The sequence below is a fragment of the Streptomyces sp. NBC_00289 genome (assembly GCF_041435115.1).
GTDB lineage: Bacteria > Actinomycetota > Actinomycetes > Streptomycetales > Streptomycetaceae > Streptomyces.
Genome location: NZ_CP108046.1, coordinates 9492599 through 9518347 on the forward strand (window position 1 = coordinate 9492599; position 25749 = coordinate 9518347).

Below are 25749 nucleotides of genomic sequence, written 5' to 3' on the forward strand. Positions count from 1 at the left end.
GCCGTTCATGGGTCGTCGGTCAGGCCGTTCACGGGGTGGTCGATCCGGCCGTTCACGTGTCGGTCGCGCGGGGTGGCAGTGGGTCGCCGCCGCGCGAACGGCAGGTGACTCCGTCACTCACGCCGCGAGGCACGGCCTCCTTCCTCGGGGATGTCCTCGGCGTACGCCCACGACGAAGACCGCCGCGCCTCGCCGCAGCACAGGGTGTGACCGACCGCCTACTGGTGTAGACCTGCCTCGGGGAGCTTGGCCTAGACTTTTGGCAGCGTCAAGGTGGCTTCGGCAAACCGCAGTTGAGCGCCGGTGGGCAGGCCGCGGCTCGCGCATGTTCGCGAGCGACACGCTCTGTTTGGACTAGACCAAAGGGCGGGGGCGGGTCTATAACGGGAACCCGGTGACAAAGCCGGGAGGGCAGGCCATGACCACGGACGTCAGCAGCGCTCAGTACGACACGCGGGCGCCCGGTGGCGGCGCGCGAGTGCCGAAGTACTACCGCATCAAACAGCGGGTCCTGGAGATGACGCAGTCGCGGATGCCTGGTGCGCGCATGCCGGCCGAGCGATTACTCGCCCTCGAGCTGGCCACCTCACGCACCACGGTCCGGCGCGCCCTGCAGGAACTCGTGGGCGAAGGCCGACTGGACCGCATGCAGGGGAAGGGGACGTTCGTCGCCCGGCCCAAACTCTCCCGCACCCTTCAACTCACCTCCCACACCGAGGACATGTACGCGCAGGGCCTCGCACCTGCCTCCCGGATCCTGGACGTCCGTCACGTCGAGGCCGACGGCAAACTCTCCCAACTTCTTGACATCGATGTCGGCGACAGCGTGCTGCGCATCGAACGACTGCGGCTGGCCAACGGCGAACCCATGGCGATCGAGACCACACACCTTTCCGCCGGGCGGTTTCCCGCCCTGCCGGCGTCGCTGGCCACCTTCACCTCGCTGTACACCGCGCTCGCCGAGGTCTACGGCGTGCACCTCACCGAAGCCGAGGAAGCCATCGAGACGTCCTTGGCGACCCCCCGCGACGCCGCGCTCCTCGCCACGGAGGTCGGCCATCCGGTGTTGCTGCTGTGCCGTCACTCGCAGGACGCGCAGGGCACACCGGTCGAATGGGTGCGCTCCGTCTACCGCGGCTCCCGCTACAAGTTCGTGGTCAACCTGAAGCCTCCCGCGGACTGAGTGCCCGAGCGGATCTCCACCCCGCAGATCGGCATGTCGAGAACCCGGCTCGCCGCTCCCGCGCACCGGCCCTCACCCGCAGGACCCCACTCTCGCCCCCACCATGCCGGAGCACCGTCCACGGCGGCCGCATCACCGCCGTCCGGCGGCTTCCCGACCGCACCGAACGCACGTCCCCCCTCTCCGACCTCCGTCGGTCCGCCCGTTCGCCGTCGTCGCCGCCCTCCCACACACAGCTGCCAGAACAACGAGATGGACTTGTCGTGACGGAACTCTTCACGTCGGACACGCTGGCGACGGCACTGGTCACCGCGCGCGAGGCGGCCTGCCTCACGCAGGAGGACCTCGCGGAGCGCTCCGGACTCAGCGTCCGGGCCATCCGCAACCTCGAGACCGGCCACACCGCCCGCCCGCGCAAACAGTCACTGCGCCTGCTCGCCGCGGCACTCGGTCTGCCGCCCGGTGCGGCAGACCAACTGCGGGGCAAACCCCACGCCGGAACCCGCCACGGATCAGCCCACCGCCTCCAGCCCGCGGAACTTCCCGCCGCACCGCGCCACCGACTCGTCGGCAGGGAGCGGCTCATCGCCTCCCTGCGGGCCCTCGTCACGACGAGGGAACAACGCGACCACGCACGGCCGGCGATCGTGGTCGGGCCCGCCGGCTCGGGCAAGACCTCGCTGGTCCTGCAGACCGCTCACGGAGTACGGGACCAGTTCCCCGACGGGCAGGTCTACGTCGACCTGCATCCAGTCTCCTCTCCGCCCCTCACACCGGACACCCTCGTGCGCCGCATCCTCCGTTCGCTCGATGGCGGGCCCGCCGCCGACAACCCCGAGGAGGCAGGCGCACAGCTCCGGGACCTGCTCAGCAGGAGACACGTCCTCGTGGTCCTCGACAACGCCGACAGCGAGGCCCATGTCCGGCCGCTGCTGGTGGAAGACGTCCGCAGTGCCGTCCTGGTGGCCGCGCGACGCGAACTCCCCGCCCTGCCCGCGCAGTTCAGCCACCGGGTCGGCGCTCTGAGCCCGGTCGCCGCCCAGATGGTCCTGGAGGACCTGGTAGGCGCTGACCGCGTCCACGCCGAACGGTCGGCCGCGCTGAGCATCCTCGAGTCCTGCGGGAGGCTGCCGCTGGCTGTGCACATCGCCGGACTGTGGCTCTCGGCTCGCCCGCACCGCTCCCTGCGCGACCTGGCAGGCCGCCTGCTGTTCGCGCAGGACCGCCTCCGGGCCCTGCGCGTCGGAGACCTGTCACTGCAGGCGAGCGTGGCGGCCCACCACCGGTCACTGCCGCTCCCGATCCAGGCCGCGCTTCCACAACTCGTCTGCATGCGGGGCGACTTCAGCGCCGACGACGTGATGGCCCAGGTGGCGCCGTCACGGGAGCTGGCGATGGAACTCCTCGACGAACTGCTGTACCGACAGGTGATGCACATCAGCCGAGTCGACGATGACGGGCGGGTCCGTTACCGGTTGTACGACGCGATGCGCCTGTACGTGGCGCACTGCCTGCCGGAGTCCCTTGCCGGGTGCGGCGCGGGCGGCCGGGTGTGGCTCCCGCGCCAGGCCACCTCACCCCGGAGCGGAGGCTGAGAGGGCGACACCTCCCTGCGCTCCATTCCGTGGCACACACTCGGGTCGGCGAAGCCACCACCCCGTGCCGCGACACCCCGAGTGACACATGGCTCCCGGGTGAAAGTACAGGGAGAACGACCCCTGAGCAGACCTACGGAGAACTCACGGGATGTCACGCTGGGCGGCGAAACCGGTCCGCCAGGTCGGCCACTCGGGCTGCCAACCACGGCTACGGGCAAGCGCATTGGAAGCGCCGCGCTCCCACTCCTGGCGTCCCGGAACCGGACCGGGTGCGGGCACGCCAAGGGCTTTGGCCAGCTCTGGCAGCCACTCGCGGGCGGGGGCGGGCTCATCGTCCACGATGTTGACCGGTCCGCCCGGCCAGCCGAGTGCGGCCAGCGCCGCTCCTGCCGCGTCGGCGACATGGACGAAGGAACTGACCGCGTCGTTCGCCACGGTGCTCCCCAGGAACCGCGCCGTCCGGTCGCCGGCCAGGGCCGCCGCGAAAGCGCCGTCCGGTGCATACCAGGTGCCGGGGCCGTACAGCAGTCCGTAACGCAGCACGACGGCTGTCTCCACCTCGGCCGCCGTCTCCTCCAGGGCCCTGACCGCGGCCACCATCGCGGCCCGGGGCTGAGCGGCCGTGCTGTCGAGCGGCACGGCCTCCTCGGCCGGTCCCTCGCCCGGCGCATACGTCCAGGAAATCGACTGTACGACGATCTGGTCGACCCCAGCCGCCTTCGCGGCGTCGACCAGATTCCGGGTGCCATCTCGGCGTACTCGGCCATTGGCGGCTCCGTCCGCACCGGAGAGGTCGGTGAGCTGATGGATCACTGCCTCCGGAGCTGCCGCGCAGACCACGTGCCGTAGCTTCTCCGCGTGCAGAGCGTCGGCCTGAACTCCCGTCGCTCCGAAGCTCCTGATCCGCTCGACCCCGGCCAGGGACCGCGAGGTCCCGGTGACCTCGTGCCCCGCCGCAAGCAGCATGGGCACGAGCAGATTGCCGACGGCGCCGGTGGCGCCGGCGACGAAGACCCGCATGAGAGCTCCAGTTTCAGGTGGTGCGGAGGTGCGAGCCCAGCCTAGATCGGAAGCGACGCACTGGGCTGAGTCAATTCAACGACGTACTGCCGGGGCAATTCGCCTCGTGTCGCTCGCCTCGTGTCGCTCGCCGTGAGCCGTGAGCCGTGAGCCGTGAGCCGTCGGCCGTGAGCACTCGGCCGTCAGTCGGCGGCCGTGGGCCGTCAGTCGTCGGCCGTCAGTCGTCGGCTTCATCGTTCAGTACGCGGTTCGCGTTCGCCGTCTGGACGCGGATGTCGTTCTTCGCCCGTGCGAGCTCCCGCGGCTTCGTCGCCATCATCTGCCGCTGGTAGGCGGCGTCCACTGTGGACCAGACGCCGATCACGTTGGTCTGCCGCTTGCAGGTCACATCGGTGCGCGCCAGTGCGATCTCCCGCCGGGTGGGCGCGGGGCCCGTGAAACGCGGGTCCTTGCCGGGGGCGTCGGTGGGAGCGGCGTAGGAGTATCCGTGTCCCTTCATACAGGCCGACCAGGCGCGGAAGACCGACTTCACGCGGGGGTCGGTCTGCGACCGCTGGTAGCTGACGATGTTGATCTCGCCCACCAGTTGGCCGTTGCCCAGCCGCTGTGGATCGCCGGAGAGCCGGGCGGTCGCCTGCCCCTGGCAGCCCGCCTCCGGAACGGTCCGGCCGTGGTGGTGGGTCGGGGCCGGGTCGCCGTCGTCGGTGCGTCCCGTCAGTACGGTCAGGGCGTCCGAGTCCGGCTGTCGGGCCGAAGTGTCCTTGGGGGTCTTCTGCCGGGCGTCGGATGCGAAGTGGTACCCGTAGCGTGCCGCGGCGGCCGGGTCGGTGATGCCGTAGCGGCGTGAGATGTTGGCCGCGTTCTTCATGCCGGTGCCGGTGCCGGTGCTTTCGCTCGGCCGCGGGCCGGAGGCGGGCCAGTCGAAGCCGAACCGTCGCATGCACGGGGCCACCAGCGCCTCCCGGGCATGCAGGATGTCGGCCATCTGGCGGTCGGTGAACAGATATGGCTCGATCGGCAGGACCAGTGACTTCACGCCGAGCATCACCGGCGTCTCGGCAACCGGGGGCAGTGCCCGGTCCGCCGCGCCGCCATGCCGTGCCGTGGTGGGCGCGGACTCTCGCGGGTCGGCGGTGGCCGCTCCGTCCGAACAGCCGGTGATCGCGACCAGACCGGCCGCTACGCCGAGGACTGCGGTGGTACGAAAACCCGCCCCACCAGAGGTCGTTGCCGGCATGCGCATGTGCGTCTCCCCCTGTGGGCGGGCAGATGACGGTTGTGGGTGCTGGGTGCTGGGTGCTGGGTGCTGGGTGCTGGGTGCTGGGTGCCGGATGACGGACGGTGTGGCCCCGTCGCGGCGAGCCGAGAGGTCGTCTCCACGGCCCGCCGCCACGCACATGGGATTCAGCCCAGGTAGGTCCAGCTCAGCGAGGCGTTGTCGTTGCGGACCGAGGTCTTGAGCTGGCGCGCCTCGCCCGGGTAGAAGGTGTCCACCGCGCCCTGGTAGTTCTCGTTGTACCAAATGTTCGCGGCGTTGTTCTGGTCGTTGTTCCACGCCCGGTTGACGTTGTTCTTCACGCGCTGGCCGAGGCCGTCGACGCCGGAGGTGAAGGTGTATCCGGCGAAGTCCGGGACGGCCGGGTAGAAGCCGCGCCAGGCGCTGTTGGAGGCCGTGCTGTAGTAGAGGTAGATGTTGCCGTCCCAGGCCGCCCTGGCCGGGCCTGCGGCCGCGGCGGCTGCCGTGGCCGCGGTGGCGTGCGTCGACGACTTGCTGTGGCTGTCCGACTCGGCCGGCGCGGCGACTGCCGTGCCGACACCGGTCAGTACGAGTGCGGCGGCGGCCGACCCGGCGACAACGGCCGAAAGTGTACGGGTCTTCATGGTTCCCTCCCTGAAGGTGCCTCTCCACGGGCCGACTTGGTGGCCGACCCGGGTTCCGAGCCTTCGTCCCAAGTCACCGGCCTGTCGAGATGTTTCCCGTCGACCCCGGGAACGGGAAACAGGGAAACACCCGCCCCTGATCGCCGCCGGGGTCCCCTCAGACCCGGCTGTAGCGTGGAAACGGGACGGCGGTGCGAGGCGTGCCAACGGGGGGACGCGGACCGCCGTGGGGGGTGGCGTGGACGAGGAGCCGCACACGACCGGGGGAGCGCGGGACCGGGGAGCCGACACGGGAGGATCCGGCGGCGCGATGCCGGACTTCCCCTCCGAGCTGAGACGCCTGAGAAACCGAAGAGGACTGTCACTGACCGCACTTGCTCAGCGGGTGCACTACAGCAAGGGCTATCTCAGCAAGATCGAGAACGGGGCCAAGCCCGTCACGCCGGATGTGGCGCGCCGCTGCGACGAGGCCCTGAGCGCGGGTGGCGCTCTCCTACGGCTGTTACGGGACGCCCCCGCGGGCGACGGAACGGGACTGCCGGACGCGGACGGCGCCCGGCGAGGGGACGCGGACGGGGTCGACCGGGCGCAGGGACAGGCGCAAGAGTGCCCCTACCGGGGCCTGTCCGCCTTCACTCCGCAGGACGCACGCTGGTTCTTCGGGCGCGAGCGAGCGACCGCCACGCTGGTGGACCGGCTCTTCGACCGGGTGGGACACGGACCGCTGTTGCTCGTGGCGCCGTCGGGGGCGGGCAAGTCGTCACTGCTCAACGCCGGTCTCGTACCAGCGTTGCGTGACGGTGCGCTGCCGATGGCGGGGTCGCGCGGGTGGCCGGTCGTGGTTGTCACCCCCACGGCCCGTCCGCTCGAGGAACTTCTGTCCCAGACGTCCAAGGTGCTGGGCGAGGACCTGGGCATCACGGTCGAGGAGCTGAGAGAGGACCCGGCGAGATGGGCGGCCGCAGTCGGGCGGACGAAGGGCCGTGCCGGAGTGGGTGACCATAGACCGCCGGAGGAGCGTGCGGGCCGCGAGCCGCCCCCGAGCCGCCTGGTGCTGTTGGTGGACCAGTTCGAGGAGGTCTTCACCCTCTGCTCGGACGAGGCCGAACGGCGCGCCTTCATCCGCGTTCTGTGTGTGATGGCGACCCAGGACCCGGCGAACGGCGCCGGAACCGGCCGGCCGTCGGCGGTGGTGGTCCTCGGGATGCGGGCCGATTTCACCGGCCGCTGCCTGGATCATCCCGAGCTGGCCGCCGCGTTCGCCGCGGGGCTGTTCGTCCTGCGGCCGATGACCGTACGGGAACTGCGCGAGTCGATCACCCGCCCGGCTCGGCAGGCAGGCCTCCTCCTGGCTCCTGGCCTGGTCCGACTGCTGCTAGGGGACGCGGGACTGCGCTCGGAACCCAAGGCCGCACCGGACCGGTTGGACCGCTCGGACGGATTGGGCGGATCGATCGGCCCTGACGGCCCTGACGGCCCTGACGGCCCTGACGGCCCTCACGGCTCGGAGGGACGGACCGGACCGGACGAGTCCGCGCCCGCTCCGGCCGGTGCCCTGCCCCTGCTCTCCCATGCCCTGATGGCGACCTGGCAGAGCCGGGACGGCCATACGCTGACCATCGCGGGCTACGAGCGCAGCGGTGGTATCCAGGGGGCCGTCGCGAGGACGGCCGAGACCAGCTTCGCAGGCCTGTATCCGGCCGAACAGACCATGATCCGCCAGGCCCTGGTGCGACTGGTCCAGCTCGGCGACGGGAGCGAGGAGACCCGGCGCCGGTTGAACCGCGCGGCGTTGCTGGAGCAGCTGTCCGACCCCACGGCAGCCGCCGCGGCGCTCGACGCCTTCGTGCAGGCGCGGCTGATCACCGTCGACCGGGACACCGTCGAGATCACCCACGAGGCGTTGCTGCACGCCTGGCCCAGGCTGCGCGGCTGGATCCACGCGGACCGGGCGGGACTGCTGATCCGTCAGCAGCTGGCCGACGCGGCCGTGGAGTGGGAGCGGGAGGGGCACGACCCGTCCGTCCTCTACCGGGGATCCCGGCTGTCCGCGGTCGCCGAGTGGGCACAGGACGTGGCGGACGGAGCCGAACTCGGTCCGCTGGAGGCGGAGTTCTTCGCGGCGAGCCGAGCCGAGGAGCACCGTCGGCGGGAAGCGGACCGGCGTCAGGTGCGTAAGCAGCGCCGCCTTCTGGTCATGCTCGCGGTGCTGTTGGGTCTGGCCGTCACCGCGGGCGGGCTTGCCTACCAGCAGCGGTCCGAAGCGCTACGGCAGAGCCGTGTCACGCTGTCCCAGTCACTGGCCGTACGGTCGACGGCCATGGCGAGCGCGCAGCCCGAGGCCGCCATGCTGCTCGCCGCCGAGGCGTTTCGCACCGAGCCGACCACGGAGGCCCGCGGCGCCCTGCTCAGCACCCAGGCGCAGTACTTCTCCGGTCGGCTGACCGGGCACTCGGGGGCGGTCAACTCTGTTGCCTTCGATCCCCAGGGCCACTTGGTGGCGACAGCGAGCAACGACGGCACGGTGAGGCTCTGGCGGGCCGCCGAGCGCCGTCAGATCGCGGTCTTCGCCGTCGGCGGCAAGGTACGGTCGGTCGCCTTCAGCCCCGACGGCCTGACGCTCGCCGCGGGTGCCTCAAGTGCCTCAAGTGCCGCGGGTGCTTCCGGGGCTTCGAGCGCCGCCGGTGCGGCCGGCGCCGCGGGCGGCACCGTACGGCTGTGGAACGTGACCAGCCATCGCGTCGTCGCCACCCTCACCCGCGACGCACCGGTGCGGGCCGTCGCCTACGCCCCGGACGGGCGGACACTGGCCTCGGCGGGCTCCGACGGAACGATCACCCTGTGGCGGACCACCGGCAGGCACCGGCAGATCGTCACCTTCGCCGGTCACCGGGACGGCATCAACGCGCTGGCTTTCAGCCCCGACGGACGCACGCTGGCCTCGGGCGGCTCCGACCACACCGTCCGCTTGTGGGACACGGTCCGGCGCCGGGCCGAGGCCGTCCTCGCGGGCCACACCGCCGAGGTCCTGGGCGTGGCCTTCGCGCCCGACGGGCGCTCGATCGCCTCGGGCGGCGCAGACCGCGTCGTGCGGCTCTGGGACGTGATACGGCTCCGGGTCACCGCCAGCCTCACGGGCAGCAGTGACGACGTGAACGCCGTCTCCTTCACCCCCGACGCCACCACGGTGATCGGTGCCGGCGGCGACGGCGCGGTGCGCCTGTGGGACGTTCGCAGCCACCGGATCACGACAACGCTGTCGGGGCACACCGACTACGTTCTCGGGGTGGCGGTGGACCGGGGCGGCACGCTGCTGGCCACCGCGGGGTTCGACGACTCCGTCGTGCTGTGGGACCTGAGCCGCTCGGTGCTGACGGCACGTCCGTTCACCGAGGTCTGGCACGCCGCGTTCAGCCCGGACGGGCGGACACTGGCCACCGCCGATGCGGATCACTCGGTACGACTGTGGGACGTGGCCCGTCGCCGGCCGCTCGCCGTGCTGCGTGGTCACCGGGGTGCGGTGTTCTCGGTGGCGTTCGCCCCGGACGGGCGGACACTGGCCTCGGCGGGTACCGGCGGCACGGTGCGGTTGTGGGACGTGGCCCGTCGCCGGCCGCTCGCCGTGCTGCGTGGACATACGGGTGCGGTGTTCTCGGTCGCGTTCGCCCCGGACGGGCGGACAGTGGCGTCAGCGGGGCTGGACGGCACGGTCCGGTTGTGGGACGTGGCCGGTGGCAGGCTGCTGACGATCCTCACCGGGCACACGGACTTCGTGAACGCGGTGGCGTTCAGTCGTGACGGCCGCACTCTGGCGAGCGCGAGCGACGACCTGACCGTGCGGTTGTGGGACGTGGCCCGTCGCCGGCCGACCGCCACGCTCACCGGGCACACCGGTGCCGTGCGCGCCGTCGCGTTCGCCCCGGCCGGGCGGACGCTGGCCAGCAGCGGCAACGACGGCAGCGTACGACTGTGGGACTACGCCCGGCACCGGACGGTCGCCACCCTCACCGGGCACACCGGTTCGGCCCGCGGACTCGCGTTCGCCCCGGACGGGCGGACGCTGGCCAGCAGCGGCAACGACCGCACCGTGCGGCTGTGGGATGTGCGCGAGCGCCGACTGCTTGCCACCCTCACCGGTCACACCAGCGCGGTGTGGGGCGTGACCTTCGCGCCCGACGGGCGGACGCTGGCCAGCAGCAGCATCGACGGCAGCGTACGACTGTGGAATCCCGACGTGCGCGCCCGCACCGCCGACGTGTGCCGACTGACTCGCGCACTGAGCGGCTCCCGATGGGAACAGCGCATGACGGACCTGCCGGTGAACTCCTGCCGGCAGGGAAGCTGAACAGAGAGGGGCCGCTCGCCGACGAAAGGAGGGCGGGAAGCCGCCGTCGGCGGACGCTTCACCTCTCGCATCCCGCACCGACCTGACGGTCGCGGTGATTTCCGCCTGCACGGACCTTGACGGTCTCCCGGAGTCAGATCTAGCTTCAGAACGATTTTAACGATTCAACACCCAGGCCCCTTGCGGGCCTCCTTCCTGCTGCCCACCGGGAAAGTGAACCCACACCATGAACGACCAGTCCGCAGCCCACCCCAGACCGGGATTTCGTCGTCGCTCCCTGCTGGGAGCCGCGATCGGCACGGCGGCAGCAGGCGCGCTGGACTGGGGTGCACCCGCCGTCGCGGCCGCGAACACCGCCACCGAGTCTGGGATTGAACGTTTCAATAGGGCTTCGTTCGTCAATCCCGGGCGAGCCGTCGCTCCCAAGTTCCGCTGGTGGTGGCCGGACGGACTGGTGCAGCCCGACGAGATCCGGCGCGAGATCGACCAGATCGCCGATGCCGGTTTCGGCGGCGCGGAGATCGCCGCCGTACACCACAGCGTCAGCGACACCTCCGTCCTCGACACCGAGCGGCACGGCTGGGGCGGCGCCGCTTGGGTCGCCGGTGTGGAGGCCGCCCTGAGCCAGGCGGCACGGCGTGGGATCACCGTGGACCTGACGATCGGCCCCAGCTGGCCTGCCGCGGTGCCCGGCATCACCCCCGACAGTGACGCGGCGGTCAAGGAACTCGCCTACGGCACCGTCACGTTGACCGGTGGCAGTTCCTACTCCGGCGCGGTACCGGCCCCCGTGTACGAGGCGGAGACCGGAGTGACCCGGCAGCACCTGCTGCTGGTGCAGGCGGCGCGGGTCGACACCGCCAACTCCACCCGCAAGGAGACCGGCCTCGACCAGGACTCCGTGCGGGACCTGACCGCCACCGTCAAGGACGGCACCCTCAACTGGACGGCGCCGGACGACGGCACCTACGTCCTCATCTCGTACTGGGTCCGGGGCTCGGGCCAGACCCCCGAGGCGGGCCCGCACACCGACCCGCCCGCCTACGTCGTCGACCACTTCAGCGCGGCCGGCACGCGCGCGGTGACCGACTTCTGGGAAGCGCACATCCTCACGCCCGCCGTCCGCCGGCTGCTGAAGATCTCCGGCGGAGCGCTGTTCGAGGACTCCATCGAGCTGGAGACCGACGGACTCCAGTGGACGCCGGGTCTGCCGGAGGCGTTCGAGAAGCACACCGGGCGTTCCCTGCTGCCCCTGCTGCCCGCCGTGATCCTCGGCAACAGCAACCAGGTCTTCGCCTTCGAGGCCGCCGCCACCCGGCAGATCCGGCACGATTTCTGGGAGACCGTCTCCACCCTCTTCACCAAGCACCACGTCACGGCACTGCGCACCTGGGCCCACACGCTCGGCCTGCGACTGCGCTCGCAGCCGTACGGTCTGCAGACCGACGCCATCGCCTCGGCCGCGATCCTGGACATCCCCGAGGGGGAGTCCCTGGGCTTCAAGAACCTTGACGACTACCGCTGTCTGGCCGGCGGCCGCGACATGGCGGGGAACACCGTGCTCTCCTGCGAGGCGGGCGCGTACGCGGGAGGGGCGTACAGCACCACCTGGCAGAAGTTCCTGCGCACCATGGGCGGCGCCTATGCCGCGGGAGTCAACCAGACCGTCATCCACGGTTTCTCCTACACCCAACTGCCGGGCGTCAACTGGCCCGGTTACGCGGCCTTCACCCCGTACAAGGGGACCGCCGGCTACGGCGAGTCCTGGGGCCCGAGACACGCCACCTGGAAGCACGTCCCGGACATCGCCGGCTGCCTCAGCCGCGTGCACGAGGTCCTGCAGACCGGCCGGCCCCGGGCGGACGTGGCGGTCTTCCGGCAGACCGGCTACTCCGCCACCGGCATCGGCGCGTCCTGGTTCACGGCCAGTGGCATCACCTCCGGCTGGACCCACCAGTTCCTCAGCGGACCGCTGCTCGACCTGCCCTCGGCCACCGTGCGCCGCGGACGGCTCGCTCCCGACGGGCCCGCCTACAAGGCACTGTTCGTCGAGGGCGACTTCTTCTACGGCTCCAGCGTCACCCTCGCCCTCTCCGACGCCCGCGCCCTGCTGCGGCTGGCCAGGGCGGGCCTGCCCGTCGTGCTGCTCGGAGCCTGGGACACCGTCGTGCCGTCCGGTCTGCCCGACAGCGGGGAGACCGGGGAACTGCGGTCCGTCGTCGGCCGGCTGCTCGCGGAGCCACTGGTCCGGCAGGTGAGCGACAAGACCGCGGTGCCCGCGGCTCTCGCCGAACTGGGCGTGAGGCCCGACGTGACGTACGCGACCTCCTCCACCCTGCTCAACTTCCACCGGGTGGACGACGGCGTCGACTACTACTACCTCTGCAACGGCAAGCATGCCGAGACCGTCAAGCCCGCCGTGGCCGCCATCGACCACGAGGTGACCCTGACCCGCACCACCGCCAGGTCAGTGCCGTATCTCCTCGACCCGTGGTCCGGCCGGATCGAGCGCATCGGCCGGTACACCGAGGACGGCGACACCGTCACGGTGCGCGTCACTCTCCAGCCCGCGCAGATGCTCATCGTGGCGCTCGGTCGCCCCGGCCTCTTCGGCGACCGTGACGGAAGCCGCCCGCACGCGGTCGAGAGCGAGGCGGACGAGGTGCGCTTCACCGGCACGGGTCTCACCGTCCGCGCCTCCGCGTCCGGTACCTACCAAACGGTCCTGTCCCAAGGGCGCACGGTCCGTACGACGTTGCGGGATGTCCCCGCCGCGACGCAGCTGACCTCCTGGCAGCTGCACGTGGAGGACTGGCGGCCCGGCTCCACGGCCACCCGCACCACCGTCGTGGAGCACGACCTCGACCTGGACGCCCTGCTGCCCTGGTCGCAGATCAGCGAACTCGCCGACGTCTCCGGCATCGGCCGCTACCGCACGACCGTCACCCTCGGCGAGAGCTGGAGTGGCGGCTACGGCGCACACCTCGAACTCGGCGCGGTCACCGACACCTGCCGGGTCACCGTCAACGGCCACCGTCTGGAGCCGGTGGACCAGATCCGCCCCGTCGTGGACCTCGGTGGCCTGTTGAAGCAGGGACGCAACGTCATCGAGGTGGAGGTCGCCACCCCGCTCGCCAACCGGCTGCGGATCAGCGACCCGGCGGTCTACGGCGGCCTGACCCGTGCCGCGTACGGGCTCATGGGACCGGTCCGTCTGGTGCCGTACGGAGAGGCTCGCGTCGGCTGAACCCGAGAGCGGCGAGAACGGCCGAGGGGCACCGTCGGGGAGCTCATCGGCCGTTCGGTGTGTTCCGACGGCTGTCACGGTCAGACGCGGTCTAGTCGCTGCCACCTCGCCGGGAGGCTCCAGAGGGCGTTCCGCGCGGGAATGGGGCGGGGGCGCAGGGTCCCGCCCCCGCCCCGTCACCTCAGGGAGCCGTCGGAGCCGTCGGAGCCGTAGGCACTCCGGACAGAGGGTCCGGTCCGACGGTGTGGCCGAGCAGGTGCAGCGGGCCCGCGGTCACCCCAGCGTCTTCCACGGCCTTCCAGTAGGCGAGGGCCGCTGCCCCGTCCACCAGGCCGTGAATCAGGGGCAGTTCGGGATCCGCCGCGTGCAGCAGGGACTCCACGCGGCAGGAAGCGAGGGTTCCCCCGAGCCACGGCTGGGCCAGGTATCCGGCCGCGGCCGCCGGCGGCAGTCCCTCGGCGATCTCGCGGCTGAGATCACCGAGGTGCAGAAGCCCGCCGCCCAGTACGAGGACATCCCGGCGTTCCCTCATCCGGGCCAGTGCCCGAGCGGTGTCGAAGCAGTGCGGGAAGGAGTCGTCGACCACCACGGTGCCGGGCGTCAGCCGGTCCACGTCCAGCAGGGCGCCGGAGCTGCTCACCGCCGTCACCACCAGGTCGACTCCGTACACGGCGTCGGGCAGCGCGGGCCGGGACTCCGCCACCTCCACCTCGCCGGCCCGGCCCCGCTCCCGCAGTTCTCGCGCGAGTTGACGCAGCCGCGGTCCGCTGCCGGGCACGTCGCACAGCAGCAGCCGTCGTGGTGGCCGGGGGGCCCGTGCGAGAAGCAGTTCCAGGGAGGAGGCGCCGATCGATCCAAGACCGACGAACGCGACCTCGAGGTCGGCCAGATCCCGCCCGGTGGCGTCGAGCGCCGCGTGCACCGTCCGGACCACTGAGACCACGGTCGCCGCGTGCCCGGTCGTCACCGCCACCCGTCCCTTCGCGGCCCGCAGGACGTCGAAGCCGTAACCGGTCAGCGACGGGATCATCCCGGCCAGCGAAACGCACCGGGCTCCGAGCGAGGAGGCGAGCGACACCGCGCGGGCGGTGTGGGCGACGAGCCCGGGATCCCGGCCGAGTTCGTCGGCGAAGAGGGGCACGCAGACGAAACCCGACCTGCCCAGGGGCGTCCCGACCGTCTCCAGCGGGCGAGGCGCGCCATCGGGGAACAGCATCGCGCGGAGGTCGTCCCGCTCCAGGGCATCCTCGGGCAGCCCTGCCAGCCGCGCCAGGTGGCCGGGGGCGGGCAGGTAGCCGACCAGTGCGGCGTCCATCGTGTCCGGGGAGGCCGACGCCCGGCGTGCGGGGCGGGGGCCCACGGCCCGTATGAGCCGTTCCCGGATCGCGCGCGCGAAGTCCTCCAGCGCGGTGGGGGAGAGGGCCGCGGCGGATCCTCGTACCGTCACCCGCAGCCCGGCGCCTTCAGGGCGCACTGCCAGGAACAGGTCCGTCGCCGAGGACGGCGGCGCGAACGCGCTGTCCCCGTCGTCCCATGACGCGGTCAGAGACTGCCCGTGCGAAGACGCGAGGACGGAGAAGTCGAGGTAGGTGAAGAAGAACTGCGCCGTCAGCGGAAGCCCGTCGCCGTTGCGGGGAACGATGTCCTCGTGTCCGCGCGCCTGTTCGGCCTCGGCCACGATCCGCCGCAGGGCGTCGCCGAAGTCGGTGTCCGCGCCCTTGTCGTCCCGCTCGACCGCGGGCCGCACGGGTACGGCGGTGGCGAACGGGCCGAAGATCCTGTGTATGTCGGGCAGGCTGCGGTCCCGGCCGCTCACCGCCAGGCCGACGATCAGGTCCGCCTGACCCGTGAGCTGCGCCAACTGCTGGTGATACGCGGTCAGTAGCGGTGCGTACAGCGTGGCCCCGGCCTTCGCCGCGAGCGCCCGCAGCGCCGCCGTCCGGCCGGCGTCGAGCACGAACCCCGCCGAGTGGAACGGCTCGGCGCCCGGCACCGCGTCCCCGTCCGCTGCGCGCAGCACGGGAGGCCGGTACGGGGCGTCGACGTGGGCCCGGCGCTCCGCCGCGCCCGGCGTGGTGCCGGGCGCCGCCTCGGCCGGCAGCAGCGCGTGGTCACGGAAGGTGGCGCGCGGCGCGGGCAGGTCGGTGGCGCTGCCCGCGGCCAGACGGTCGTAGACCTGCGTCAGTTCCTGTACGAGCAGCGCGGCGCTGTATCCGTCGCCGATGAGGTGGTGGGCATGCACGAGGAGGACGTGGTCGTGCTTGTCGAGGGTGAGGACCCGCAGTCGCAGCAGCGGCCAGGTCCATGGTTCGAAGCGCCGCTCCGCCTCGGCGGCCGCACGCGCGTCCACCTCGGCGGGGTCGGTGAGCGTCTCGAACGTGACCGGCAGCCGCAGCGAGGGCGGGAGTTCCTGCTGGACGGGCGGCCGGGCGCCGGCGGGGAAGACGGTACGCAGCATGCCGTGGCGTTCCACCAGCAGGTCCACCGATGCCTGGAACACCTCCGGGTCCAGCGGGCCTGACAGCCGCAGACGTGCCGGCCAGGAACCGCCTCCGCCTGGTGAGAGCGCCTCCGCGAGCAGGAAACCGCGCTGGGCCGGTGTGACAGGGAACGGCGCCGCGTGGTCCGTGACGGCGGTTGCCGCGGCTGCGCCGTGCCGCTGTGTGGCTGCCGTGTCCACCGCGGCGGCCAGCTCGGCGAGGGTACGGCTGTCGTAGATCACGGTCGGCCGGGGCAGCGGCGCCGTGACCTCGCCGAGCCGGGCGAACACCTGGAGGACGAGCAGCGAGTCGCCGCCCAGGTCGAAGAAGTCGTCCTCCCGGCAGACTGAGTCGATCTCCAGCAACTCGCGCCAGATGACGGCCAGTTGACGTTCGGTGGGCGTTGCCGGAAGCGTGTTGCCGCCGGCGGCCGCTGCGGTACCGGCAGCGTGCGCGGGCCTGGACCCCGGTCGACCGCCCGGGGCCTGCCGCGGCGAGGTGTCCTCGCGCGAGGAGGACAGGGAGTCGGCCAGTGCCGTGCGTGCTGCGGCAGGAGCGTCCAGCGCGCGGCGGTCGACCTTGCCGGTGCCGCTGAGAGGCAGCTGATCCATCACCGTGATCCGCGCCGGGATCATGTACGGCGGCAGGACAGCCGCCAAGTGACGGCGCACCGCCGGCGGTTCGGGTTGCCCGGTACCGGGCCGGGCGGTGACGAACGCCAGCAGTCGTCCCTCGCGCGCGACCACCGAGGCCTGCGCGACGGCGGGATGCGTCTGGAGAGCTGCCTCCACCTCTCCGGTCTCCACCCGGTTGCCGCGGATCTTCACCTGGTCGTCGATCCGTCCGAGGAACTCCAGTGCACCGTCCGCACGCGTTCTGACCCGGTCGCCGCTGCGATACCAGCGGCGTCCGTCCCGCACGGTGAACGCCTCGGCGGTCAGGGCGGGTTCACCCAGATAGCCGGGCGTCAGACCGACTCCCGCGATCAGCAGTTCACCCGGCTCCTCCGGGCGGCAAGGGGCGCCGTCGGCGTCGACCACCGTCAGGTCGATACCGGTCACCGGCCGTCCGATCGGCACGGTCTGCACGTCGTCGGCCGGGCGCGCCGCGATGACGTGGCAGGTGGCGTTGATGGTCGTCTCGGTGGGGCCGTAGAGATTGGCGATGCGCTGTCCGTCGCCGAACAGGTCGAACCAACGACGTACGTGGGCGGCGGGCAGGGCCTCGCCACCCACGTGCACCCATCGCAGCGACGAGAGATCCGGCCTTGCCGCTCCTCTTCGTACCCGCTCCTCGGCGGCCGACAGCACCTGCTCCCACAGCGTCGGGACGGAACTCCACACGGTGATCCGGGTGCGTTCCACGTACGCCAGCAGCAGTTCGGGATCCCGCAGCAGCTCCCGCGGAACGCTCACCACGGTGCCGCCGACCAGCAGCGGCGCGAGCAGTTGACGCACCGAGGCGTCGAAGCACGGCGACGCGGTCTGCGCCAGCCGGTCACCGGCGCGGTAGCCGAATGTCCCGACAGCCCAGTCGAGGTAGTTCTCCATCGCGCGGAAGGTGATCGGTACCGCCTTGGGGCGGCCTGTGGAACCCGAGGTGAAGATGACGTACGCGATGGCGTCGGCCTCGGGCCTGGGCGCCCGGTCGCCCGTCGGTGAGCACGGCGGGCTGTCGGTGCGGACCGCCCGCACTCCGTCGAGCAGTCCCGCTGTGTCGAGGGTGGGCGGGTGGCACACCACCGTGGAGACATCGGTTCGCCGCAGGTGATCGGCCAGCCGGGCGGGTGGGTACGTCGGGTCCAACGGAACCCAGCCCGCCCCGGCACGCAGGATGCCGACCACGCCGATCACGGTGTCCGGACCTGGTTCGGTGAGCAGTCCGACCAGCCCGCCCGCTCGTACACCCTCCGCGCGCAACCGCGACGCCAGCAGACCCGAGGCGCTGTCGAGTGCCTGGTAGGTGAGGGTCGTTCCGCCGGCCGTCACCGCGATGGCGTCGGGTGTGGCACGGAACTGCTGCAGCAGTCGGTCCACCAGACCGAGCGGTGCGTCCGCCTCGTGCGGCGGCGCGGGAGGCGAGAGGGTGTCCAGGGCGGACACGCGCTGTTGCGGGAGCAGGCACAGAGCGGCCAGTTCCTCGCGGTACTCCGTGTCCAGACGTGCCACCGTCCGCGGTTCGAACAACGGCAGCGGGAAGTTCCACGACAAGCGCAACGTCGATCCGTCCGCCCAGCACAGCAGACTCAGCCGCGTCGCCGCAGATCCGGTGCCGGCCGCGTCGGCCCGCACCTCGACCGGGCAGTCGGTCGCCGGACGGGCCGGGAAGCGGGCGAAGCTGAAGCCCGCGGGGCTCGCTGTACGGGGACCCCCACCGGGCAGAAGACCGGCCAGATCCAGACTGCTCAGCCCCGAGTGCTGTTCGCTCTCCAGCCAGATGCCGCGCAGGCGTTGCGCCAAGGCCACGACCGGTTCGTCGGGTGTCGTGTCGCACAGCAGCGGAAGGGTGTCGGCGAGCGGACCGACGAGCCGGTCCACACCGGCGAAGCGTTCCTCGCGCCGGGCACGGGCCACGTTGACCGCGATGTCCCGCCGCCCCGTCCACCGTGCGAGGCAGCGCACGTACGCGGCGAGCAGCAGGTGGAACAGGGACACGTCGTGCGCGGCGGCCAGCCGCTCCAGGCCGGCGGTGAGTGTCGCGTCCAGCGAGCCGTAGTGCTGCAGGAGCGGGCCCGACGGGGGTGCGTCGGGATCGCCGTCGTAGGGCAGCCGCAGCGCTTCGCCTCTCGTGACCAGGCGCGTGGCCCAGTAGCGACGGTCGGCGTCCGACACGGCAGTGCCGGAGGAGTGGGCCCTGTCGGCGGCGTACACCGCGAAGCTCGGCGCGACCGGCGCCGGGAGCGGAGGCTCGCCCCGCCACAGGGCTGTGTACGAGGACCACAGTTCCTCGGCCAGGACGTTCAGGCTGTACCCGTCCGCCGCCGCATGGTGCACCACCAGCAACAGGTGTGCCAGCGCCGGCTCCTGACGGAGCAACACCGCCCGTACGGGTGGCTCCGTGGACAGGTCGAAGGGCTGGTTGCAGACGGCGGTCTCGAGGTCGGCCACCTGCTCGGCACCGCATTCGCGGACCTCGTACCAGGTCGGCAGCGGAGCAGGCGCGGCCAGCCGCTGCACCGGCCCCGTGCCCGCGTCGTCGATCCGCATGCGCAGCATGCCGTGCCGTTCGGCAAGGCCGGCCAGCGCCTGACCGAGTACATGGGTGTCCAGGGGACCGCGGACCGTCATCCGCAGATGCCCCCGGGCCGGAACGTCGGGATGGAGACGGCTGCTGGTGTGGAGGGCCAGTTGTACGGGTGTCAGGGCGAAGGACGCATGGTCCGCCCCGGTCGCGGGGGTGTACGTCCTCACCTCCTCCGGCACCGGTGGGGAGGTGGTGTCCGTGTCCAGGTGGGCGGCCAGCTCGCGCACGCTGCGGTACTCGAAGAAGAGCGTGGCGGGCAGGGACCGCGCCATTTTGCGCTCGAGTCGTTTGACGAGGTCGACCGCGCCCAGCGAGTCCAGGCCCAGCGAGAGGAAGGGCGCGTCGTCGTCGACGGCGGATACCGGAACGCCCAGTGACTGCGCCAGCAGCTCCCGCAACACCACGGCGGTCTCGGACGTTGACGTCACCACGTCCGCCGCGGCCGAGGTGGGTGTGGGCGAGGGCCTCGGCGCGAGCTGCGGTACGAGGGGCGTCGGCGGTCGCGTCCGTTCGCGATCGGGCTGGACCGCCGCCCGTGCACGACTCGACTGGACTGCCGTCCGTGCACGACTCGGCTGGACCGCCGTCCGTGTGCGATCCGGCTGGACTGCCGCCCGGTCTGCGAGGACCAGTTGGGCCAGGTCGGTGCCGCACGCCGACCGCAGCGCCGCCAGTGCCGGCGCGGTGGCCAGTGGCTGGTCTCCCTCACGGGTGAAGGCATCGGCGAACGCGGCGGCGAGACCCGTCTCGGCGAACGGCCCGAAGTTCACCGACAGCCATGGCCGCCCCGCCTGCCGCTCCGCGCCGGCGAACGAGTCCAGGAAGGCGTTCGCGGACGCGTAGGCGCCCAGTGCCCCGGCCAGTCCGGGCAGTACCGAGGAGACGGAGGAGAACGCCACGCACACCCCGGGACTCCGGCCCCGCCGATGGAGCGCCTCGGACAGCAGCATGGTGCCGAGCGTCTTCGCCCCCAGCGCCTCCATCGTCTCCTCCACCTTCGTCCCGCGCAGACTTCCGGGGCGCACCACTCCGGCCGCATGGAAGACGGCGTCCGGCGGAGGAAGTTCGGCGACCAACGCCTCGACGTCGTCCCGCGAGGTCAGGTCGGCCCGGTGGTAGCGGGCGTCGGCGCCGAGATCGGCGAGTTCCTCCAGCAGGCCCGCGGGCGGCCGCACGGAACGACCCGTGAGGCAGATGACCGGCCGGCCACGGCCGGCGAGTTCTCGGGCCAGGGCGGAACCGATGCCTCCGCCGCCACCGGTGATCAGGAAGGTGCCGTCCGCGGGCAGCCGGTCCGGAGGCGTGGGCAACCGGCCCGCAGCAGTGGGCAGTCGGTCAGGAGCCGTGGGCAGCCGTACCGGAGCCGTGGGCAGTCGGTCAGGAGCCGTGGGCACGTCCACCGCTCCCGGCACGACGGTCCGCAGCAGCCGCTGTCCGCCCCGCCATGCGACGGCTCCGGCCGCCTGCGGTGCCGTCGCCTCGGTGACGACGGCCCGAAGCCGCTGCGCGGGGTCGTCGAGGGAACAGACGTCGACCCAGTTGGCCACCGCTCCGGGAGACTCCGACGGCACGGCGAGTGTCAGACCGCCCAGCACCGCCTGCGCCGGGGCCGGTCGCTCGCGACCCTGCCCGGTGGCGTGCGCGTCCTCCGTCACGACCAGCAGACGGCCGGCCCCGGTCTCGTCGAACAGAGTGAGGGCTTCGTGGAAGGCGGTGACCAGCTCGCGCTGGATCCGGTCGATGGCCACGGCTGTGCAACGGACGGCGGGTCCGGCAAGCAGTAGCACCGTCTGCGGCTGAGTGCCGGGAGCCATGGTCGTCTCCACGCCCTGCTCTTCGAGGCGTCGCGTGAGTGCGTGTACGGCCCCCGGGTCCGGGCCGGTCACCAATACCGGTCCACCACCGTTCGGCGGCAGGGGCGCCGCCTGCCAGGTGACGCGGTGCAGCAGCCCGGGCTTCGTGGCCTCGGGCCAGTAGCGGCTGCGCTGGTACGGATAGGTCGGGAGCGACATCCGCGGACGGTCGGCGTCGGGTCCCGTACGGTCCAGTCCCACACCGCGTGCCCACAGGTGTGCGACTGTTTGCAGCAACTCGCGCGCGCCGCCCGCTTCACCCGCTTTGCCCGCGACAGCGTCCTGGCGCGTTCCGGAGGGATCCGGTCCAAGGGGGGCGGAGACCACCAGGACATCCCTGCCGACGTCCTCCGCCGATGTCTTCCGCGCCGGTTCACCCGCGCCGACGTCCCGGTGAAGGGCCGCCGCCCGTACGAGACCGGCGAGGCTCTCCTGCGGGCCCAGTTCCACGAACGTGTCGTAGCCCTCGTCGAGCAGCCGTGCCACGGCTCGCCCGAACAGCACCGGCCGCAACGCGTGTTCACGCAGGTGGGCAGGGTCCATACGCGGCTGCCACCGCGCCGTCAGCGTACTCATCACCGGCACTCCGGGAGCCGAGACCTCCAGCCGGCGCGCCGCGTCGGCCAAGTCCTGGGCGATCGGCTCCATCAGCGGCGAGTGGAACGCGCGCGACACCTCCAGCGCGCGTACGGACGCCCCACGCGCGGACAGCTCCTGCGTCGCCCACGCGACCGCCCCGGGACTGCCGGAAAGCACCAGCCTCCCGGGACCGTTGTACGCGGCGACCGCGAGCTTTCCGGGAGCCGCGGCTACCAGGGCCGCCACGTCCTCCGCGCCGGCTCCCCGCACCGCCACCATCACGCCCGGCAGGGTCGACGCGCCCATGAGCCGCCCACGTTCCGCCGCGAACGCCAGGGTGTCGGCGAACGACAGCATCCCGCTGACACAGGCGGCGGCGAGTTCGCCGACGCTGTGGCCGACGAGCGCGTCCGGCCGTACGCCCCAGGCCGACAACTGCCGGGTGAGCGCCACCCCGTGAGCCACCAGCAGCGGCTGCGCCACCTCCGTCGCGGACTGGGCTCGCGCGTCCACATCGGCATCGACGCACCAGGCCGTCAACTCCCGCCCGTGCAGCGCGCGGACGTGGGCCGAGGCCTCGTCGAGCGTGTCGCGGTACACCGGCGCCGTCGCGTACAGCGCACGGCCCAGCCCCCTCCGGAGCGCGCCCTGTCCCGGGAACACGAAGACGGTTCGCGGCCGGTTCCGCACCGTCCCGGTGATCACTCCCGGCAGTCGGTCACCGCCGGGACCCGTGGCCTCGGCCAGGCGTTCCCGCAGATCGCCGTCGGCCACGACAGCGAGGCGATGAGCCCCCTCGTCCCGGGCTGTCGCCGCCGCGAAGCACACGTCGCCTTCGTCCGACTCCGGGTGTGCGCCCAGATGGTCGAGGAGGCGGGACGTCCACGCGTCCAGACCGGCCGCGCTGTGCGCCGAGAGCGTCAGCAGGTGCGGGCCGTCGTCCCGGCGCGGATCACGCGCCGCGGGTGGCGGCGCCTGCTCCAGCACCGCGTGCGCGTTCGTGCCGCCGAAACCGAAGGCGTTGACACCCGCCCGGCGGGGCCCGGCCGACGGCCAGGCACCTGCCTCGGTGACCAGCGCGAATCCGGACCGCTCCAGCGCGGGCGAGGGCGGCGTGTGATGCAGGGAGGCCGGCAGCCGGCCGTGCCCGAGCGCCAGCACCACCTTCACCAGCGAAGGCAGCGCGGCCGCGTTCAGCAGGTGCCCGACGTTCGTCTTCACCGAGCCGAGCAGACGCGGCAGACCGTCCGCCCGCCTCGGGAAGGCGTGTGCCAGGGACCGCAGCTCGATGGGGTCACCGACGGCCGTGCCCGTCCCATGGGCCTCGACATACGTCACGGACTCCGGGTCGACGCCGCACGCTTCGTACGCGCGTGAGATCACCTCGCGCTGCCGCAGGGGGTTGGGTGCCATGAGGCTCAGCGACGTTCCGTCGTTGTTGACGGCGGTGCCCCGCACGACGGCGAGCACGTCGTCGCCGTCCCGCCGGGCGTCCCGCAGGCGCCGCAGGACGAGGGCGGCCCCGCCCTCGCCGGGTACGAACCCGTCGGCGGCCGTGCTGAAGGCGCGGCTGCGTCCGGTGGGCGACAGGGCCTGTGCGGCCTCCAGAGCCTGGTGTCCGTCCGGAGTGAGAAGGAGGTTGACCCCGCCGACGACGGCGATGTCGCACTCCCCGTCCGCGAGACTGCGGCGGGCCAGGTGCAGCGCGACCAGACCCGAGGAGCACGCGGTGTCCACGCCCAGCGCCGGACCGTCCAGGTCCAGGCAGTGTGAAACCCGGGCGGCGACGAGGTTGGGGAGGTTGCCCGTCAGCGTCGTCGCGGACGGCGGCAGGGCGGGGGAGGCGTCGGCGAGGATCTGCCGGTAGCCGCTCTCGGCGATGGAGACGAAGACACCGATCCGCAGGCCCTGTCGGCGGGGTCCGGCGTAACCGGCGCGTTCCAGCGCCTCGTGGGCGAGTTCGAGGAAGATCCGGGCCTGCGGGTCCAGCGTGCGGGCCTCCTCGTCACCGATGCCGAAATGGGCGGCGTCGAAGGCGGCCACGTCGTCGAGGAACGCGCCCCAGCGGCCGCCTGCGGCGACGGACAGTGGTCCGCCTGCCGCCTCCCCGGGCAGCGGGGTGCCCCAACGGCCGTGCGGCACCTTGGTGACGACGTCACGGCCGGCCGTCAACAGGTCCCAGAACTCCTCGGGCGTACTCGCGCCGGGGAAGCGGCAGGCCATGGCGACGACCGCGGTCGAGGACAGCATGCCGTCGACGACCTCGGTGGGGGACGACACGCCGTCGACGACCGCCGTCGCTGACGGGAGGCCGTCCGCCATAGGAGACAGCGCGTGTCCGTTCCGGGCGGGCTCCCGGGACGCCGTGCTCTGCCCCGCCGTGGCCAGCAGGTGATCGGTGAGTGCGGCCACGGTGTCGTTGCGCATCACCGCGGGACCCAGCGTGGCCCCCAGGGCCTGTTCCAGCCCGGCCAGCGTCTCCATGGCCTTCAGCGAGGTGCCGCCCAGGTCGGAGAACCGGTCCAGGTCGCCGAAGGACGCCTCGGGCAGGCCCAGAACCCGGGCCCAGACGTGGCGCACCACCTGCCGCACGTCGCCGCGCGAGCGGGGTGCCGCGGACGGCTGATCCCACGGCCCGGCCGAGGAAGACCGAGGTGCGGGGACGACCGGGACTCCGGACGACGCGGCGGGACGATAGGCACCCTCCTCGAAACGCGTCCGCATCCGCCGACGCTGCACCTTGCCGCTCGTGGTCCGCGGGAAGGCCGACGGCGGCAGCGCGAGGACGCGCACGTCATCGTGACCCAGTGCGGCGCGGACCCGCCGCGCGACCTCGTCGAGGACCTCGCCCGCGCCGCGAGGAGGCCGGGCCCAGGGCACGAAGACCACCACCCGCTCGCCGCCGGTCACCGGGTCCGTCGAGCCGATCACCACCGGGCTCCCCTGCGGCAGCCCAGGGGACGCGCTCGCGACCTCCTCCATGTCCGGGGCATGGAACGTACGGCCGTTGAGGAACAGGACATCCTTGTGCCGACCGCTGACACACAGCCGGCCGTCCCGCAGGAACCCCAGATCACCGGTCCGCAACCAGTCACCGGCGAAGGACAGTGCCGTCGTCTCCGGCAGCCGGTGGTAACCGCGTGCCACCTGCGGGCCCCGCACCTCGATGTGTCCCACCCGCCGGTCGCCCAGGAGCCGGCCGGTGTCGTCGGTGATCCGGACCGAGCACCCCGGCACCGGCAAACCGACGTCCATCACTTCCACGGCGTCACCGCCCGGCTCGCGTTCCACGACCCTGCCCCGGCTGAGCGCCGCCCGCTCCAGGGCGACGGGAACCGCCACCTCCCCCAGGGGCGGGAAGGTGACGGCCAAGGTCGCCTCGGCCAGTCCGTACACGGGTGTCGCCGCCCGCGGGTCCAGCCGGGCGGGACGCATCTTGGTGGCGAAGTCCCGCCACACCGTCGCGGAGATCGGCTCGGCACCCACCAGGATCAACCGCACCGCACTCAGGTCGAGTTCGCACAGCACCTCGTCGGGTATACGGCGAACAGCCAGCGCGAGCGCGAAGTTGGCGGCCGACAGGACCGTGCCCCGGTGCCGGACGGCCACGTCCAACCACAGACGCGGCGTCTTCGCGAAGGACAAGGGGCCGATCTTCACCTGCTTCGTCCGTGCGGCCAGCGGGGCCAGATGCGTGCCGATGAGACCCATGTCGTGGAAGTAGGGCATCCAGCTGACCAGGACGTCCTGCTCGGAGAGGGCCGAGACGGCGACTATCTGCCGCAGGTTCGCCACCACGGCGGCATGGGTCAGCTCCACACCCTTGGGTGCGCCGGTGCTGCCGGACGAGAACTGGAGGAACGCCAGGTCGTCGGGGGCCGGCGTGGCAGGTGAGGCCGGCGTGGGGCACTTCCGCAGGGTCTCGACCCGCAAAACCTCGACAGGTCCCGGCAGTTCGTCGGCCACGTCGGCGCAGGCCGCGTCCACCACGACGGGCGGGCGTCCGAGGTGTTCCCACACCGGGCCGACCCGCCGCGCGTCGGGCGCGAGCGGCACCGGCACCAGCCCGGCCGCCAACGCCCCCCAGAACATCGGCTGAAAATCCTCGCTCCGCTCCGCGAGCAGCGGCACACAGGTACCCGGGGCGACTCCCGCACCGCGGAGTCCGCCCGCGACCCGCAGAGACTCTTGGAGGAGCTGCTGAAAGGTGACGGCCACCTCGCTGCCGTCACCACGGACGTGGACGACGACTTGTCCAGGTGCCTGGCGGGCCGCGTCCAGCAGTACGTCCAGGAGGGTTCGAGGAGTCATGAGTCCCAT

8 protein-coding genes are annotated in these 25749 nt (G+C 72.2%); 4 read left to right on the top strand and 4 right to left on the bottom strand.

Going from position 1 to position 25749, the window contains the following annotated elements:
- Positions 1 to 418 precede the first annotated feature (418 nt).
- A complete protein-coding gene (locus OG985_RS42880; protein ID WP_371673825.1) occupies positions 419 to 1183 on the top strand; it encodes a GntR family transcriptional regulator in 765 nt (254 codons plus the stop codon).
- A 263-nt stretch (positions 1184 to 1446) separates the two neighbouring features.
- Positions 1447 to 2778, top strand: coding sequence for an AAA family ATPase (locus OG985_RS42885; RefSeq protein ID WP_371673826.1), 1332 nt, complete (start codon positions 1447 to 1449; stop codon positions 2776 to 2778).
- Between the two features lie 144 nt (positions 2779 to 2922).
- On the opposite strand, the gene OG985_RS42890 is transcribed toward OG985_RS42885, so the two are convergent.
- The 3 genes from OG985_RS42890 to OG985_RS42900 form a co-directional block, all read right to left on the bottom strand.
- A complete protein-coding gene (locus tag OG985_RS42890; protein WP_371673827.1) occupies positions 2923 to 3801 on the bottom strand; it encodes an NAD-dependent epimerase/dehydratase family protein in 879 nt (292 codons plus the stop codon).
- Between the two features lie 217 nt (positions 3802 to 4018).
- Positions 4019 to 5044 (bottom strand): hypothetical protein, encoded by a 1026-nt coding sequence (locus tag OG985_RS42895; protein WP_371673829.1) that lies wholly within the window; start codon positions 5042 to 5044, stop codon positions 4019 to 4021.
- Positions 5045 to 5205: 161 nt separating this feature from the next.
- Positions 5206 to 5682 carry a hypothetical protein gene (locus tag OG985_RS42900; protein WP_371673830.1) on the bottom strand — a complete coding sequence of 159 codons (477 nt, stop codon included), beginning with the start codon at positions 5680 to 5682 and terminating at the stop codon, positions 5206 to 5208.
- A 310-nt stretch (positions 5683 to 5992) separates the two neighbouring features.
- Between OG985_RS42900 and OG985_RS42905 the strand changes: the two genes are divergently transcribed.
- Both OG985_RS42905 and OG985_RS42910 read left to right on the top strand, forming a co-directional pair.
- Positions 5993 to 10027: a helix-turn-helix domain-containing protein gene (locus OG985_RS42905; protein ID WP_371674670.1), complete on the top strand. Its 4035-nt coding sequence runs from the start codon at positions 5993 to 5995 to the stop codon at positions 10025 to 10027.
- A gap of 226 nt (positions 10028 to 10253) precedes the next feature.
- The gene (locus OG985_RS42910; RefSeq protein ID WP_371673831.1) at positions 10254 to 13274 is read left to right on the top strand and encodes a glycosyl hydrolase; all 3021 of its coding nucleotides are present in this window, start codon (positions 10254 to 10256) and stop codon (positions 13272 to 13274) included.
- Positions 13275 to 13455: 181 nt separating this feature from the next.
- Here OG985_RS42910 and OG985_RS42915 read toward each other — a convergent pair whose 3' ends face one another.
- Complete coding sequence (locus tag OG985_RS42915; RefSeq protein ID WP_371673832.1) at positions 13456 to 25740, bottom strand: amino acid adenylation domain-containing protein; 12285 nt, start codon at positions 25738 to 25740, stop codon at positions 13456 to 13458.
- Positions 25741 to 25749 lie beyond the last annotated feature (9 nt).

Bases quoted from the DNA above. Each gene is read 5' to 3' on its own strand.
- OG985_RS42880 (WP_371673825.1), top strand. From the start codon at position 419: ATGACCACGGACGTCAGCAGCGCTCAGTACGACACGCGGGCGCCCGGT.
- OG985_RS42890 (WP_371673827.1), bottom strand. From the start codon at position 3,801: ATGCGGGTCTTCGTCGCCGGCGCCACCGGCGCCGTCGGCAATCTGCTC.
- OG985_RS42895 (WP_371673829.1), bottom strand. From the start codon at position 5,044: ATGCGCATGCCGGCAACGACCTCTGGTGGGGCGGGTTTTCGTACCACC.
- OG985_RS42900 (WP_371673830.1), bottom strand. From the start codon at position 5,682: ATGAAGACCCGTACACTTTCGGCCGTTGTCGCCGGGTCGGCCGCCGCC.
- OG985_RS42905 (WP_371674670.1), top strand. From the start codon at position 5,993: ATGCCGGACTTCCCCTCCGAGCTGAGACGCCTGAGAAACCGAAGAGGA.
- OG985_RS42910 (WP_371673831.1), top strand. From the start codon at position 10,254: ATGAACGACCAGTCCGCAGCCCACCCCAGACCGGGATTTCGTCGTCGC.
- OG985_RS42915 (WP_371673832.1), bottom strand. From the start codon at position 25,740: ATGACTCCTCGAACCCTCCTGGACGTACTGCTGGACGCGGCCCGCCAG.